The 15,207-nt window shown below is 66.2% G+C and carries 12 protein-coding genes; all 12 read left to right on the top strand.

Annotated features, from left to right (window positions below; translation table 11 throughout):
• Positions 1-9: 9 nt before the first annotated feature.
• Entirely contained in the window at positions 10-1,080 is a 1,071-nt protein-coding gene (gene mraY, locus GVL61_RS11705; protein WP_159980169.1) for a phospho-N-acetylmuramoyl-pentapeptide-transferase, read from the top strand.
• A gap of 13 nt (positions 1,081-1,093) precedes the next feature.
• Positions 1,094-2,455: a UDP-N-acetylmuramoyl-L-alanine--D-glutamate ligase gene (murD, locus tag GVL61_RS11700; RefSeq protein ID WP_159980167.1), complete on the top strand. Its 1,362-nt coding sequence runs from the start codon at positions 1,094-1,096 to the stop codon at positions 2,453-2,455.
• Positions 2,455-3,651, top strand: coding sequence for an FtsW/RodA/SpoVE family cell cycle protein (locus GVL61_RS11695; protein ID WP_159980165.1), 1,197 nt, complete (start codon positions 2,455-2,457; stop codon positions 3,649-3,651). Before murD ends, GVL61_RS11695 begins: the two co-directional genes overlap by 1 nt.
• Positions 3,648-4,919 carry an undecaprenyldiphospho-muramoylpentapeptide beta-N-acetylglucosaminyltransferase gene (murG, locus tag GVL61_RS11690; RefSeq protein WP_159980163.1) on the top strand — a complete coding sequence of 424 codons (1,272 nt, stop codon included), beginning with the start codon at positions 3,648-3,650 and terminating at the stop codon, positions 4,917-4,919. Before GVL61_RS11695 ends, murG begins: the two co-directional genes overlap by 4 nt.
• 121 nt (positions 4,920-5,040) lie before the next feature.
• Positions 5,041-6,459 carry a UDP-N-acetylmuramate--L-alanine ligase gene (murC, locus tag GVL61_RS11685; protein WP_159980161.1) on the top strand — a complete coding sequence of 473 codons (1,419 nt, stop codon included), beginning with the start codon at positions 5,041-5,043 and terminating at the stop codon, positions 6,457-6,459.
• Entirely contained in the window at positions 6,460-7,356 is an 897-nt protein-coding gene (gene murB, locus GVL61_RS11680; protein ID WP_159980159.1) for a UDP-N-acetylmuramate dehydrogenase, read from the top strand. It begins immediately after the preceding gene.
• Positions 7,353-7,916 (top strand): DUF4262 domain-containing protein, encoded by a 564-nt coding sequence (locus GVL61_RS11675; RefSeq protein ID WP_235037647.1) that lies wholly within the window; start codon positions 7,353-7,355, stop codon positions 7,914-7,916. Before murB ends, GVL61_RS11675 begins: the two co-directional genes overlap by 4 nt.
• Positions 7,913-8,866 carry a D-alanine--D-alanine ligase gene (locus GVL61_RS11670; RefSeq protein WP_159980157.1) on the top strand — a complete coding sequence of 318 codons (954 nt, stop codon included), beginning with the start codon at positions 7,913-7,915 and terminating at the stop codon, positions 8,864-8,866. Before GVL61_RS11675 ends, GVL61_RS11670 begins: the two co-directional genes overlap by 4 nt.
• Positions 8,863-9,822: a cell division protein FtsQ/DivIB gene (locus GVL61_RS11665; protein ID WP_159980155.1), complete on the top strand. Its 960-nt coding sequence runs from the start codon at positions 8,863-8,865 to the stop codon at positions 9,820-9,822. Before GVL61_RS11670 ends, GVL61_RS11665 begins: the two co-directional genes overlap by 4 nt.
• Positions 9,823-9,838: 16 nt before the next feature.
• Entirely contained in the window at positions 9,839-11,119 is a 1,281-nt protein-coding gene (gene ftsA, locus GVL61_RS11660; protein WP_159980153.1) for a cell division protein FtsA, read from the top strand.
• A 281-nt stretch (positions 11,120-11,400) separates the two neighbouring features.
• Positions 11,401-12,888 (top strand): cell division protein FtsZ, encoded by a 1,488-nt coding sequence (gene ftsZ, locus GVL61_RS11655; RefSeq protein WP_159980151.1) that lies wholly within the window; start codon positions 11,401-11,403, stop codon positions 12,886-12,888.
• 252 nt (positions 12,889-13,140) lie between these two features.
• Complete coding sequence (locus GVL61_RS11650) at positions 13,141-15,168, top strand: SPOR domain-containing protein (protein WP_159980149.1); 2,028 nt, start codon at positions 13,141-13,143, stop codon at positions 15,166-15,168.
• The last annotated feature ends 39 nt before the right edge of the window (positions 15,169-15,207 follow it).

Below are 15,207 nucleotides of genomic sequence, written 5' to 3'. Positions count from 1 at the left end.
CCCCGCAAGATGTTGTATCTCATTGCAGAATGGTTCCATTTCGAGGGACTGTCCAACCTCTTCCGCTACCAGACGTTCCGTTCCGGCGCGGCGCTGATGACGGCGCTGGTGATCGGCCTGATTATCGGCCCCAAGTTCATCAACATGCTGCGAATCCGGCAGGGCAAGGGCCAGCCGATCCGCGAGGACGGCCCGAAAACCCACCTCGCCAAGCGCGGCACGCCCACCATGGGCGGGCTGATGATCCTGACTTCTCTGATTATCACCATGCTGCTGTTCATGGACATGACCAACCCGTTCGTCTGGGCCTGCGTGGCCGTGACCGTCGGGTTCGGGATCATCGGTTTCCTTGACGACTACGACAAGGTGACCAAGCGCCACCATGCCGGCTTGTCCAGCAAGGTGCGCCTGCTGCTCGAATTTATCGTCGCGGGCATCGCTTCGTACATCATCGTCAGCCAGCTCAACACCAACCTCTACGTGCCGTTCCTGTCGGGCCGGTACATTCCGTTGGGTCCGTTCTACTACGTCTTCGCCGCCGTGGTGATCGTGGGCGCGGGCAATGCGGTGAACCTGACCGATGGCCTCGACGGTCTTGCGACGATGCCGGTCATCATCGCGGCGGGCACCTTCGCGATCATCTGCTACCTCGCTGGCCGCGTCGACTATGCGACGTATCTCGGCATTCCGCACGTTCCGCGCGCGGGCGAACTGGCGATCTTCTGCGCCGGGATCATGGGGGCAGGCCTTGCCTTCCTGTGGTTCAATGCGCCGCCTGCCGCTGTGTTCATGGGCGACACCGGCAGTCTTGCGCTGGGCGGCGCACTGGGCTGCATCGCCGTCGCCGCGCACCACGAGATCGTGCTGGCCATCGTCGGCGGGCTGTTCGTGCTGGAAGCCGTTTCGGTCATCATCCAGGTCTTCTGGTTCAAGCGCACTGGCCGCCGCGTCTTTCGTATGGCGCCGATCCATCACCACTTCGAGCAGAAGGGCTGGCACGAATCGACTGTCGTGATCCGTTTCTGGATCATCTCGATCGTCCTCGCCGTGCTCGGCCTCGCCACACTGAAGCTGCGATGAGGGTTCTGGGCGCATGATCGTCTCCCCCGTCTTTGCCGGAAAGCGCTACGCGGTCCTCGGCCTTGCCCGCTCGGGGCTGACCGCTGCCACGACGCTGGTGGAGAGCGGGGCGCATGTCATGGCCTGGGACAGCCGCGACGAAGCGCGCCAGCAGCTGTGCGAGTGGACCGACTGCGGCAAGGTCGAACTGACCGACCCTGTCGCCGCAGACCTGACCGGCTATGACGGCGTCGTCGTCTCGCCGGGTATCCCGCTCAACCGCCACCCGATCGCCGAGTCCGCCGCCCGCGCGGGCGTGCCGGTGATCGGCGATATCGAACTTTTCGCGCTTGCGCGTGGCGACCTTCCCCCGCACCGCGTCGTCGGCATCACCGGCACCAACGGCAAGTCGACCACGACCTCGCTGGTCTGCCACCTGCTCGAGTGCGCCGGGGTGACCGCGCGCGTGGGCGGCAACATCGGTGTGCCCGTGCTGGGCACCGAGCCGCTGCCGGCTGGCGGCGTCTACGTGCTGGAACTGTCCAGCTACCAGATCGACCTGACCTATAGCCTCGACTGCGATGTGACCGCGCTGCTCAACATCACCCCGGACCACCTCGATCGCTACGACGGGTTCGAGGCTTATGCCGCCTCCAAGGCGCGCCTTTTCGCGATGCAGGGCAGCGGGCGCAGCGCCGCCTTCGGCACTGGCGACCGCGAGACGCGCGCCATCGCCCACATCGAGGCAGCGCGCCGCGCGCCGGGCCTCGTGCGCATGGTCGACGGCGCGGACCTTCTTCCGCTCCAGAAGGAATGGCCTTCGCTGCAGGGACCGCACAACCTTCAGAACGCTGCCGTGGCCGTCGCCATCGTCGAGGCGCTGGGCATCAAGAAGCCGCAGTGGCGCAAGGCCCTGCGCACCTTCAGCGGCCTGCCCCACCGCATGGAGCGCGTGGCCGAGGCGAACGGCGTCACCTACATCAACGACAGCAAGGCGACCAACCCGGCCTCCACTGCGCCCGCCATCGCCGCATTCCCGCCCGACCCGCAGCCGCGCATCCACTGGATTCTCGGCGGCTTGCCCAAGGGTGACAACCTCGACGAATGCGCGCCATTCTTCGGCAACATCGCGGCTGCCTATACCATCGGTGATGCCGGGCCGCGTTTCGCCGAAATTCTGGCTCCGCACATTCCGGTTCACAATTCCGAGATGATGGCCGAGGCGATCCGCGAGGCTATGGCCGCCGCGAAGCCCGGCGACGTTGTCATGCTTTCCCCCGCCTGCGCCAGCTTCGACCAGTTCCGCGACTACGAAGCGCGTGGGCAGGCTTTTCGCCAGATCGTCGAGGCGCTCCTCGAAATCGGCGAGAGCGCGTCCGGGGACGGACGGGCCTGATGGCGACCATCGCCCCCAACCCGGCGGCAGCCTCGCAGCGCTATAACCGCAACCGGCGCAGCCAGCTTGCGATCTGGTGGCAGGAGATCGACCGCACGACACTGGTTCTCGTGCTGATCCTCATGGCGATCGGCGCGGTGGCAGTGGCGGCGGGTTCTCCCGCCAGCGCGCGCCGTCTGTCGACCTCGGCGGAGAAGCTGTCGCAGCTTCACTTCTTCTACCTGCACATGCGCTGGCAGTTGCTCGGCCTGATCGCGATGTTCTGGGCCTCCACTCTGACCAAGGACAATGCGCGCCGCTTCGGCATTCTGCTGGGCGGAGCGATGCTGATTGCGCTGGTGCTGGTGCCGCTGGTCGGTTCGGAAGTGAACGGCGCCAAGCGCTGGCTGCGCTTCGGCATCTCGCTCCAGCCGTCGGAATTCCTCAAGTGCGGCTTCCCGATCCTGCTCGCCTGGATACTGTCGTGGCGGGCGCGCGATCCGAACATTCCGGTGGTGGGCATCTGCTTCGGCCTGATGGGCCTGCTGGGCGCTCTGTTGATGCTGCAGCCGGACTTCGGTTCGACGATGCTATTTTCCGGCGCCTTTCTGGTGCTGATCCTGCTTTCAGGGATCGATCTGAAACGCATCGGCATGTTCTTCGGAGCGGGCATTGCGGGCCTTGTCCTGATGTATTTCACGTATGACAACGGCCGCAACCGCATCGACAACTTCCTGTTCGGCGGCACCGCGTTCGATCAGGTGGACCTTGCACAGCGCACGATCCTCAACGGCGGCTGGACCGGGCTGGGCTTCTGGATGGGCACGCGCAAGCTGGCCCTGCCGGAAGCACATACCGACTACATCTTCTCCGTCATCGGCGAGGAGTTCGGACTGCTCGCCTGCATGATCATCGTCATGCTCTACCTCGCCATCCTGACCCGCGTGATCCTGCGGCTGGTTGAGGAGGAGGACCTGTTCACAGTGCTCGCCGCATCGGGCTTCGCCGCGCAGTTCGGCGGGCAGGCGTTCATCAACATTCTCGTCAACCTGCAGCTGTTCCCGTCCAAGGGCATGACCCTGCCGCTCATCAGCTACGGCGGTTCGTCCACCGTGGCGATGTGCCTCAGCATGGGGCTGCTGCTCGCCGTCACCCGGCGCAACCCGTTCATCAAGCGCGAGAAGTTTTCGCTGCGCGCTATCGGAGAGTCGCAATGAGCCCGGTAACCGGCCTCGTCTCCCGCCACTATGTCCTCGCCGCAGGCGGGACCGGCGGACACCTCATCCCCGCTTTCGCGCTGGCTGCCGAACTGCACGCACGTGGTCACCATGTCGCACTGGTGACGGACGAGCGCGGCGCCGCGATCCCCGGCAAGCCGGACTACCTTCCCGCCCACGTCCTGCCTGCCGGCCGGATCGCGGGGAAGAACCCGCTAGGTTGGATCAAGGGCGCCAGAGGCGTGCTGGAAGGCCGGCGCATGGCGCTGCGCCTGTTCGATACGTTCGAGCCTACCGCTGTCGTCGGGTTCGGCGGCTATCCCGCGCTCCCCACGCTGCTCGCGGCGCGCGCGGCGAAGCTGCCGACGGTGCTTCATGAACAGAACGCGGTGCTGGGCCGGGTGAACCGCTACTTCGCCAAGCGCGTGAATGCCATCGCCACCTCCAGCGAGCGCACGGATCGGCTTGACCCGTCGCTAGATGCCAAGGTCACGCTTGTCGGCAACCCGGTGCGCGAGGAAGTGCTGACGCTGCGCGACGAGCCTTTCCCAGAGTTCTCGGAAGACAGCCTGCTGCGCATCCTCGTGACCGGCGGCAGCCAGGGCGCGCGGGTGCTTTCGCAGATCGTGCCCGAGGGGCTGGCCATGCTGCCCCCGGCGCTGCGTTCGCGCCTTCAGGTGATCCAGCAGTGCCGCCCCGAGGACATCGAGGGCGTGCGCCAGCGCTATGCCTCGCACGGTATTCCGGCCGAACTGGCGACCTATTTCGAGGACATGGCCGACCGGCTTGCCGGAGCGCACCTGTTCGTCGGCCGCTCCGGCGCCTCGACGATTGCGGAGTTGACCGGCGTGGGCCGTCCCGCAATCCTCATCCCGCTGCCTTATGCGACCGACGACCACCAGACCGCCAACGCGCGTGAGATCGTGGCGGCGGGCGGTGCCCGCGTGATCCGCCAACCGGCGATCACCACCGAGGAGCCCGACCACTACAAGGGCGACAAGCGCAACGCGCTGCTCTCGAAGCAGTCGGAAATCCATCAGCAGATGGCCAAGGATCTGTGCCTGCAGATCCAGGCCATCGCGCAGCACCCCGATACGCTGGCCAATGCGGCCCATGCGGCCTGGAACTGCGGTTATCCCAACGCCGCCAAGGATCTCGCCGATCTGGTCGAGAGCTTTGGCGCTGCCCCGATCATGGACGTGATCCGCATGGAAAAGGCCGCTGCGCCGCAAGGCGGTGAAGCGCTGGCGCGGGAGTCTGCGCAGTGATCCTTCGACAAGCTCAGGATGAGCGGACCTTGGTGTATTTCGCCTATATGAACTCTACGCATTTCTTCCCCTCCCCGCTCATGCTGAGCTTGTCGAAGCATGTTTCGCACGGAGCCGCCGCATGAAGGGCGTCGGCACCGACATCGGGACGATTCACTTCGTCGGCATCGGCGGCATCGGCATGTCCGGCATCGCCGAGGTCATGCACAACCTGGGCTATTCGGTGCAGGGCAGCGACATCGCCGAAGGCTACGTGATCGAGGGCCTGCGGACACGCGGGATCAAGGTCATGATCGGCCAAGTGGCGCAGAACGTCGAGGGGGCGGCGGTCGTCGTCACTTCCACGGCGGTGAAGCGCGACAATCCGGAAGTCGTCTACGCGCTCGAACACCGCATCCCCGTGGTCCGCCGGGCCGAGATGCTGGCCGAACTGATGCGCCTCAAGAACACCGTGGCGGTGGCCGGCACCCACGGCAAGACCACCACGACCTCGATGGTCGCGGCGCTGCTCGATGCGGGCGGGGTCGATCCCACCGTCATTAACGGCGGCATCATCAACTCTTACGGCTCAAACGCGCGCCTTGGCGCTTCGGACTGGATGGTGGTCGAGGCCGACGAGAGCGACGGATCGTTCCTGCGCCTCGATGGCACCATCGCCATCGTCACCAACATCGATCCCGAGCATCTCGATCACTACGGTTCGTTCGACCGGATCAAGGAATCGTTCGTCGAATTCATCGAGAACGTGCCGTTCTACGGCGCGGCGCTGCTGTGCATCGACCACCCCGAAGTGCAGGCGATCATCCCCAAGGTGCGCGACCGCCGCGTGGTGACCTACGGCTTCTCCGCCCAGGCCGACATTCGCGGCGAGAACGTGACCCCGATCCCCGGCGGCAACCGCTTCGACGTGGCCCTGCGCCAGCGCGATGGCACCTTCCGCCGGATTGAGGGCATCGAACTGCCGATGCCGGGCCGCCACAACGTCCAGAACGCGCTCGCTGCGGTGGGCGTGGCGGTGGAGATGGGTTGCTCGGATTCCTGCATCCAGACCGGATTTTCCAAGTTCCGGGGTGTCAAACGCCGCTTCACCAATGTCGGAGAGGTCGCGGTCGAAGGCGGATCGGTCACCGTGATCGACGACTACGGCCACCACCCGGTCGAAATCCGCGCAGTCCTTGCGGCCGCGCGAGAGGGCGTGAAGAACCGCGTGATCGCTGTGGTCCAGCCGCACCGCTTCACCCGCCTTCGCGATCACATGGAAGATTTCCAGGGCGCCTTCAACGATGCGGACGTTGTCTATGCGGCCCCGGTCTACGCGGCAGGCGAACAGCCCATCGAGGGCGTCGACAGCGCCGAAATGGTCGCAGGAATGAAGGCACGCGGGCACCGCTCGGCGCAGGTCATCGCCGGAGCGGATGCCCTGGCCGATGCGCTCGCGGGTACGGTGCAGGCGGGTGATATGGTCGTGTGCCTCGGCGCGGGCGACATCACCAAGTGGGCGGCCGGTCTGGCCGAAGCCATTCGGGTGCGGAGCGCTTAGGTGATTGAGGCGGCAAGCCTTCCTTCCGTTCGTGGCAAACTGACGCCGAACGCGCCGCTGGCGCCGCTCGTCTGGTTCAAGGCGGGCGGTCATGCGCAGTGGCTGTTCGAGCCGAAAGACATGGCCGACCTGCAGGACTTCCTGCGCGGTCTTGATGCGGCAGTGCCGATCATGGCGCTGGGCCTCGGCTCCAACATGATCGTGCGTGACGGCGGGGTGCCCGGCGTCGTGATCCGCCTCGGCAAGACGTTCGCCAAAGTGACGGCGGACGACGTCACGCTCATCTGCGGCGGCGGGGCGAGCGGGATTCTGGTCTCCTCCATCGCGCGCGATGCAGGGGTGGCAGGCGCCGAATTTCTGCGCTCGATCCCCGGTACAGTGGGCGGTTTCGTGCGGATGAACGGCGGTGCCTATGGTGGCGAGGTCGCGGACATCCTCATCGACTGCGAGGTGGTGTTGCGCTCGGGCGAACTGGTTACGCTGACCGTCGCCGATCTTGGCTATACCTACCGCCATTCCGAATTGCCCGAAGGTGCGGTCGTCGTCTCCGCACGTTTCAAGGGCCGCCCCGGCGAACCGGCGGCGATCCAGGCCGAGATGGACCGCATTTCCGCCGCGCGAGAGGCCAGCCAGCCGCTGCGCTCGAAGACTGGCGGCTCGACTTTCAAGAACCCGGATGGCCACAAGGCTTGGCAACTGGTCGACGAAGCCGGCTGCCGGGGGCTCCAGATCGGCGGCGCGCAGGTCAGCGAGAAGCACACCAACTTCCTGCTCAACACCGGCGATGCGACCGCCGCCCAGATCGAGGATCTGGGCGAGGAAGTACGCCGCCGCGTGAAGGACCGCTCGGGCGTCGACCTCGAATGGGAAATCCAGCGCGTGGGCCTCAAGTCATGAGCGACGAAGACTCGATGAGCGACCACGACTGGGAACTCTCCCACCACGAAGACCAGATTCTCGACAATATCGAGGAGTTCGGCTGCCACATCACCGTCGTCTCTCCGCCCGATAATGACGGCATGGGCAATGACGGCGAGGAGGACGAAGACGACATCGACGAGGGCGAGCGCTTCGCGTATTCGGTCGGCTTCCCTGCGTCGGTGCATCAGCCCGAAGTGATCGTCTTCGGCTTCTCCGCCGAACTGTCCGCCGCCGTCATCAACGGCGTGCTCGACCTGTGCCGCGAGGGACTGGTGCTGGAGGACTGGATGGAGATCGAGGGCATCCTCAAGGGGCATCGCTGCGTGCTGCGCGAAGTCGAAGCGGAATGCCTGATGCCCTACTACTTCAACTCCGCCATGTGGTTTGCCGAGACTGAGCTGGAAACCGAATTTACCCGCGCCATGCAGATCGTCTGGCCCGGCGTCGATGACGGCCTGTTCCCCTGGGACAAGGGCTGCTCCGATGAAGTGCGCGACCTGCAAACCCCGCTTTACAGAACGAGTCTGAATTCATGAGCCTCTCTACACTCCATGTCGCGGTCCTGATGGGCGGTTGGTCGAGCGAACGCCCGGTCTCGCTGATGAGCGGCGAGGGCGTGGCGAAGGCGCTCGAGAGCAAGGGCCACAAGGTCACCCGCATCGACATGGACCGCGATGTCGCACTGCGCCTTGCAGAGGCAAAGCCGGACGTGGTGTTCAACGCGCTTCACGGCACCCCGGGCGAAGATGGCACGGTGCAGGGCATGATGGACCTGATGGGCCTCACCTACACGCACTCCGGGCTCGCGACCTCGGTGATCGCCATCGACAAGGAACTGACCAAGCAGGCGCTGGTCCCTCACGGCATCCCCATGCCCGGCGGCCGCGTGGTCAAGTGCGCCGAAATCCACGAGCGCGATCCCCTGCCGCGGCCTTATGTTCTGAAGCCGGTGAACGAGGGTTCGTCGGTGGGCGTCGCCATCGTCACGGCCGAGGGCAATTACGGCAACCCCATTGCGCCGGGCGCGAAGGGTCCGTGGCAGGAGTTCGACGAACTGCTGGCCGAGCCGTACATCCGGGGCCGCGAACTGACGACCGCCGTGATCGGTGACCGCGCCTTGCTGGTGACCGAACTGAAGCCCAAGTCGGGCTTCTACGACTTCGATTCCAAGTACACCGAGGGTCTCACCGAGCACATCTGCCCGGCCGAGATCCCCGACGAGATCGCACAGGCCTGCAAGGATTTTGCCCTGCGCTCGCACCAGCTGCTGGGCTGCAAGGGCACCAGCCGTGCCGATTTTCGCTGGGACGATACGCAGGGGATCGAGGGCCTGTTCCTGCTTGAGGTCAACACCCAGCCGGGCATGACCCCGCTCAGCCTCGTTCCCGAACAGGCGCGCGCCTGCGGCATGGAATACCCGGAACTGGTCGAGGCGATCATCGCCGAGGCACTCGCGGACGCGAAGCCGAAAGCAGGCGCAAAATGAGCCAGACGATCCGGCGCAAGGGCACGACAGCCCGCAAGGCCGCCGCCGCGCAGGGGCAGCAGCGCAAGGTGCGCGCGGCAAAGGCACGCACCGGCTCGGCGCTCGATACGGCGATGGGCTGGCTGCCCTTCACCGAAAAGCAGCTTCAGCGCATCTTCCTTGTCGCCATTCTGGGCGGCGCGGTGGCGCTCGTCTGCGTGGTGGCTTCGTTCGCGGGGCTGCCGACGCTGGCGGGCAAGCAGATGGCGCTGGTCGCAGGGCAGACCGGCTTCGAGGTCAAGCGCGTCGAAGTGCGCGGTGTGAAGAATATTAACGAACTCAAGGTCTACGAAAAGGCGCTGGCCGAACGGGACCGGGCCATGCCGCTCGTGGACATCGAAGGTCTGCGTCAGGACCTCCTGGGTCTCTCCTGGGTCAAGGACGCGCGCGTTTCGCGCCAGCTTCCCGACACACTGGTGATCGACATCGTCGAGCGCGAGCCGCACGCGGTATTGCGCAAGGCCGATCGCTTCGTGCTGATTGACGAGACGGGCCATGAACTGGAGGCGATCAGTCGCAAGAACGCAGGCGGCAAGCTGATCGTTTCCGGCCCCGGCGCGGGGCAGCAGGTGACAGTACTGGGTAAGCTGCTGGAAGCTGCGCCCGCGCTGAAGCCGCGTGTGCAGGAAGCCGAGTGGATCGGCAACCGGCGCTGGAACCTGACTTTCCAGTCCGGTCAGGTACTTGCCCTGCCGGAGGGCGACCGGGAATCGGCGGGCGCACTGGTCACCTTCGCGCGGCTCGACGGCACCAACCGCCTGCTGGGCGGCAAGGTCACCGCTTTCGACATGCGCGCGCGCGACCGCATCTACCTGCGCGTGCCCGAGCAGGAAGGCCAGGAACTGGCGCTCAAGGCAGGTTCGGTGCCGCACACGGCGGTCCCGGCTTCCGAGGGCGGCGAAACGGAAAACCAGTGATGGGGGCAGAACTCTAATGGCCACGCAGCGCATTTCCCGCGTTTTCGGCGCGGTCAACATCGGTTCGTTTCGCATCTCGGCCATCGTCGCCGGGATCAACGAGGTGGGCGACATGGTCGTGCTCGGCTCGGGCCACCGTGCCAGCCAGGGCATCAAGCGCGGTTACGTCACCGACATGGCCGCCGCGACATACGCCGTGCGCGACGCGATCGACCGCGCCGAGAAGATGGCCGACACCGCCGTCCAGAAGGTGTGGATCGGCTGCTCCGGCGCGGGCCTTGCCAGCCGTATCGACCAGTTCGACGCGGAAATCGGCGGCCGCCGCATCGAGCAGGAGGATATCGACCAGCTGCTAATCTCGGCGCGCGACGTCATCCAGCCCGACGGGCGCATGGTCCTGCACGCCCAGCCGGCGCAGTACCGGCTCGACGGCGCCCACGGCGTCGGCAATCCCAAGGGCCTCCATGCCGAGCGCCTCGGCGTCGACATCCATATCATGCTCGCCGAAGGGGCGCCGATCCGCAATCTGACCGAGGCGGTGCAGAACGCGCACCTCGAAGTCGAGGCGGTGGTCGGCTCGCCGATCGCGGCGGGGCAGGCCTGCCTTTCACCCGAGGAACGCGATCTGGGCGTCGCCCTCGTCGAGTTCGGCGGCGAGGTGACTAACGTGGCGATTTACGAGCAGGGCATGCTCAAGGACATGATGGCGATCCCGATGGGTTCGGCCGACATCACCGACGCCATCGCCTCGGCCTTTGGCATCCGCCGTTTCCAGGCAGAGCGCCTGAAATGCGTCAACGGCTCGGCCATCGCCAACCCGACTGACCACCGCGAGATGATCCCCGTCAACGCGCCGGGTGAGGAGGGCACCGGCCCGATCGCCCGCCATGCCGACGACAAGAACCGTATCCCGCGCGCGGAACTGATCGGCGTCATCACCGGCCAGCTCGGCTCGCTGATGGAGGAGATCAACAAGGCGCTCAAGACGATGCGCTTTACCGGCCAGCGGGGCAAGCAGGTGGTCTTCACCGGCGGCGGCGCGGAACTGGTGGGGCTGGCCGACTATGCCCAGGCGGCAATCGGCAAGCCGGTGCGCATCGGGCGGGTGCCGCACCTTTCGGGCCTGGCCGAAGCGCACGTCAAGCCGGGCTTTTCGACGCTGGCGGGGCTGGTCCTATACGCAGCGGCCGATCCGGTCGATATCCGCGCGATGGGCAGGGGCCACACCCGCACGGTGAAGCTGGGCGGGATGGGCATGGTGGGCCGTGTCTATCAGGCGCTGCGAGAGTATTTCTAAGGCTGGGCTGTGGCGTTGAGACTTCGAGAGGGCCAGCTTGAGCGGAATGAGGAGGATGGCTTCGAGAGCGTTCCCTATCTGCCCGAAGCCGCTCAGACTGAGCTTGTCGAAGCCCCATCGCGCCGCCAGCCGCCCAGCCGTGCAAAACCCCGGCCAGAGCGGCGAGAACGGCGGTTTTGGCTGTGGACAAAGGTTTATGATGCTTTGCTTCGACGACTCGAAGCGTGCCATCAGACAAGTCAATAATTTTTCTTCGCGCACGTGCCTGCCAGGAGAGCGAAATGAGCATTAACATCGGACCCCCGGCGATCGAAGAGCTTCGTCCGCGCATTGTCGTCATCGGCGTCGGCGGCGCGGGCGGGAACGCCATCGCCAATATGATTCAAGCGCAGATCGAGGGTGTCGACTTCGTCGTCGCCAATACCGACGCGCAGGCCCTCAACAACTCGATCGCGGAAACGCGCATCCAGCTTGGTCCCGACATCACGCAAGGCCTCGGTGCCGGCGCCCGCCCCGAAGTGGGCCGCGCTGCTGCCGAAGAAACGCTTGAAGAGCTGGAGCGCCTGCTCGACGGCGTCCACATGGTCTTCATCGCGGCCGGCATGGGCGGCGGCACCGGCACGGGTGCGGCCCCGATCATCGCCGAGGCAGCACGCGCCAAGGGCGTGCTGACGGTTGGCGTGGTTTCCAAGCCGTTCATGTTCGAAGGCACGCGCCGCATGCGCGCCGCCGATTCCGGGATCGAGGAGCTGCAGAAGCACGTCGATACCCTGATCGTCATTCCGAACCAGAACCTGTTCCTCATCGCCAAGGCCGAAACCACCTTCAAGGAAGCCTTCTCGCTCGCCGACGAAGTGCTCCAGCAGGGCGTGCGCTCGATCACCGATCTCATGATCATGCCGGGCCTCATTAACCTCGACTTCGCGGACGTCCGCTCGGTCATGGGTGAAATGGGCAAGGCGATGATGGGCACCGGCGAAGGCGAAGGCCCGAATCGCGCTCTTGAGGCGGCGGAACGCGCGATTGCCAACCCGCTGCTCGACGGCGTGTCGATGCAGGGTGCCAAGGGCGTCATCATCTCGATCATCGGCGGCGACGACATGAAGCTGCTCGAAGTCGACGAGGCCGCGAACCACATCCGCGAACTGGTCGATCCTGACGCGAACATCATCTGGGGCTCGGCATTCAACCCGGACCTGCAGGGCAAGATCCGCGTGTCGGTCGTCGCGACCGGTATAGAGCAGACCACCGAGATGGCCGAGATCGCCTCGCGCCCGCTGAACCTCGGTTCGTCACGCGGTCCGGTGCGTCCGCAGACCCAGGCGCCGTCCTCGATGTCCTATCAGGCCTCGCCGGCGCCCGCTCCTGTGGCGGCTGCGCCGATCCAGGCTCCTGAGCCCGCGTCGTTCTCCGCTCCGTCGCAGGCTTACGAGCCTTCCGCCGAACTCGAACTGGGCGCCTCCGACGAAGCGGACGAGCCGTTCGAGCTGGGCGTGGAAGCGCCGGCAGCGCCCGAGCCGGCTCCCGCGCCGCGCTCGCGCATGCAGGACGAACTGCGGCTCGACGGCGTTCAGGCTCAGCCCGCGGCGCAGGTGCCTCAGGCCCCGGTGCCGCCGCGCCCCAAGCCGGCTGCCGGCGGTGGCAGCACGCTGTTCGAACGCATGACCAGCCTGTCGCGTCCGCGCCCCGGTGCGGAAACCACGGGTGAGGACGATGACGCTGGATCAATCAGCATCCCGCGCTTCCTCGGCCGTCAGAACAACCAGTAATACGTATGCCGCGTCGGGGGCAGGGCCAGTCTCTCCCCGACGTTTTGGCCGATGCGGGACGGGCCGGACTTCTTTGAAGTGCCGGCTCGTTCGCGTTTCGGCCCTGTATCGCCCCACGTTCGCTTGCGGTTCATCGGGCACCGCGCATGGGCGTCGCTGCGCGGCTCCGCGCGGCGGCTCCGGCGCTGATGGCCCGGCCGTCCAGGTAAGCCGCCGGAACATGCCTTGTGGGGAGGCTGGCCGGCGGGCAGGATGACGAAGGACTTGCGGGTGGATCACTTGGTTTCGCGCTGGCTCTGTGGAGCAGCACTCGCCGGTATTGCGGCATGGTCGCCGGGCGTTTCGGCTCAGAGCGCGCCAGTGGTTTCGCGTCCCGTTGTCCAGGCCCTGCCGAGTGCTGACAGCAAGCGCCTCAGCGCCGCCCTCGCCACGATCGGCCGCAATCCCCGCGATGTCCCTGCACTCATCGAGGCGGGCGATGCGGCGCGGGCGATGCAGGATTATGCTGCTGCCATCGGTTTCTATCGCCGTGCCGACGAGGCTGGCCCTGGCAATGCCCGTGTCAAGGCTGGGATGGGCAGCGCCTTTGTCCTCAGCGGCGACCCCGTCAGCGCCATCCCCCTGTTCGACGAGGCGGAGAAGGCCGGCGCTACCGCCGGGCAGATCTCCGGCGACCGGGGCCTCGCCTACGATCTTGTCGGTGACAATGCTTCGGCCCAGCGCCAGTACGCGATGGCCCTGACCGCGACCTCCGGCGCTGTCGCTGATGAGGTTCGTACGCGCCTTGCCGTCAGCCAGGCGATCGCCGGCGATGGCGGCACGGCTTACCGCACGCTGTTGCCGCTGCTCAACAAGCAGGACAAGCCCGGCTGGCGCACCCGCGCCTTCACGCTCGCGATCGAGGGCAATACCAATGAAGCGGTCGACGTCGCGCAGAAGATCCTGCCGGCTCCGCTCGCCCAGAACATCGCGCCGTACCTGCGTTACATGCCGCGCCTGACGAGAGCCCAGCAGGCGGCTGCCGCTAACCTCGGGCGCTTTCCCCGTGCCTCGGAGGTCGGCCGCGACGATGCCCGCATCGCCGCCTATGCGCCGCCGCGCGCCAGTGCGGCAGGCGGCGGTCTGATCCCCAAAGGGGAGCCGCTCGGTACGGGCGGAGTAAAGGCAGGAACGAAAGTTGCCGCTGCCGCCACGTCGAAGTCCGGCAGGATGGCAAGGACGGTCGGCCCTCGCACACGCGGCGCCAGGGATGAAACCGGCAAGTCGGTTCCGGTCGCCGCGCGCCCCGCCGCGCTTGCTGCGGCCGATCCGGACCGGGTTGTGCCACCTGAGATAAATCCTACCATAGAGCGTGACGGCGGAGAACTGCCGGCGCTGGGACGCAAGGCGGAAATGCCCTCGACGGTCGAGACGTTCAAGCCGACCCTTGCCCCGAATCCGGGTCTGGCTCAGGCGCCGACGCCGGTTCCGGCCCGCGTCGCTCAGGCTGTCCCGGCGCCAGTTCAGGCTCCGGCAACGCACTCGGTTGCCCCGAAACCTGCGGCGTCGGGTTTCGATCTCTCGCAGGTTCCTGCCTCTGCCTCGCAGGCCCCGTCAGCGCCGGCAGCGCCGCCGCCGGCAAGTACACCGCCTGCCGCCGTGAACGCGCCCCCGACGCCCGGTCCCGGCCAGCCTTCTCTTGCTGACATCTTTGCCGATCTGGGCAAGCCGACTGCTGCTGTCCTCCCGGCGCCGGGTGCGGTTGATATCCGCATGATAACCCCGGCTGCGCCGCCGCCCCGGGTCCCGCCCAAGATCGAGCTGCCACAAGTCGCCGAAGCCGATCCGGTCGAGGAGAAGGCGAAGGACGTCAAGGGCAAGCCCGATCCCAAGGCAAAGGACGCAAAGGCGGTCGATACCAAGGCGAAGGACGCAAAAACCAAGGCTGCCGAAGCCAAGGCCGCCGAAGCCAAGGCTGCCGCGGACGCCAAGGCTAAGGCGAAGAAGCCCGCGCCGCCCTCGCACCCAAGTCGGATCTGGGTCCAGATCGGCGTTGGCCGGGATAAGGCGGCGATCGCCTTCGACTGGCGGCGCTACAACCGCGAGACGCCTGAACTGTTCAAGGGGCGCGAGCCTTACGTCAGCGAGATGGGGCGTACCAATCGCGTGCTGATCGGGCCTTTCGCCACGCAGAAGGCGGCTACTGCCTTCATCGCCGATGCCCGTAAACAGGGGTTCTCCGATACATTGCCATGGACCAGCCCGGCGGGTCAGGTCGTGGATGCGCTTTCGGGTAAGTGATGGCGGGATAATTATCGACAAACCGTTCAGGAAAAGAGG

The sequence above is a fragment of the Novosphingobium sp. 18050 genome (assembly GCF_902706195.1).
In the GTDB taxonomy this organism is placed as follows: Bacteria; Pseudomonadota; Alphaproteobacteria; order Sphingomonadales; family Sphingomonadaceae; genus Novosphingobium.
This window is presented reverse-complemented; position numbering and strand designations above follow the sequence as displayed.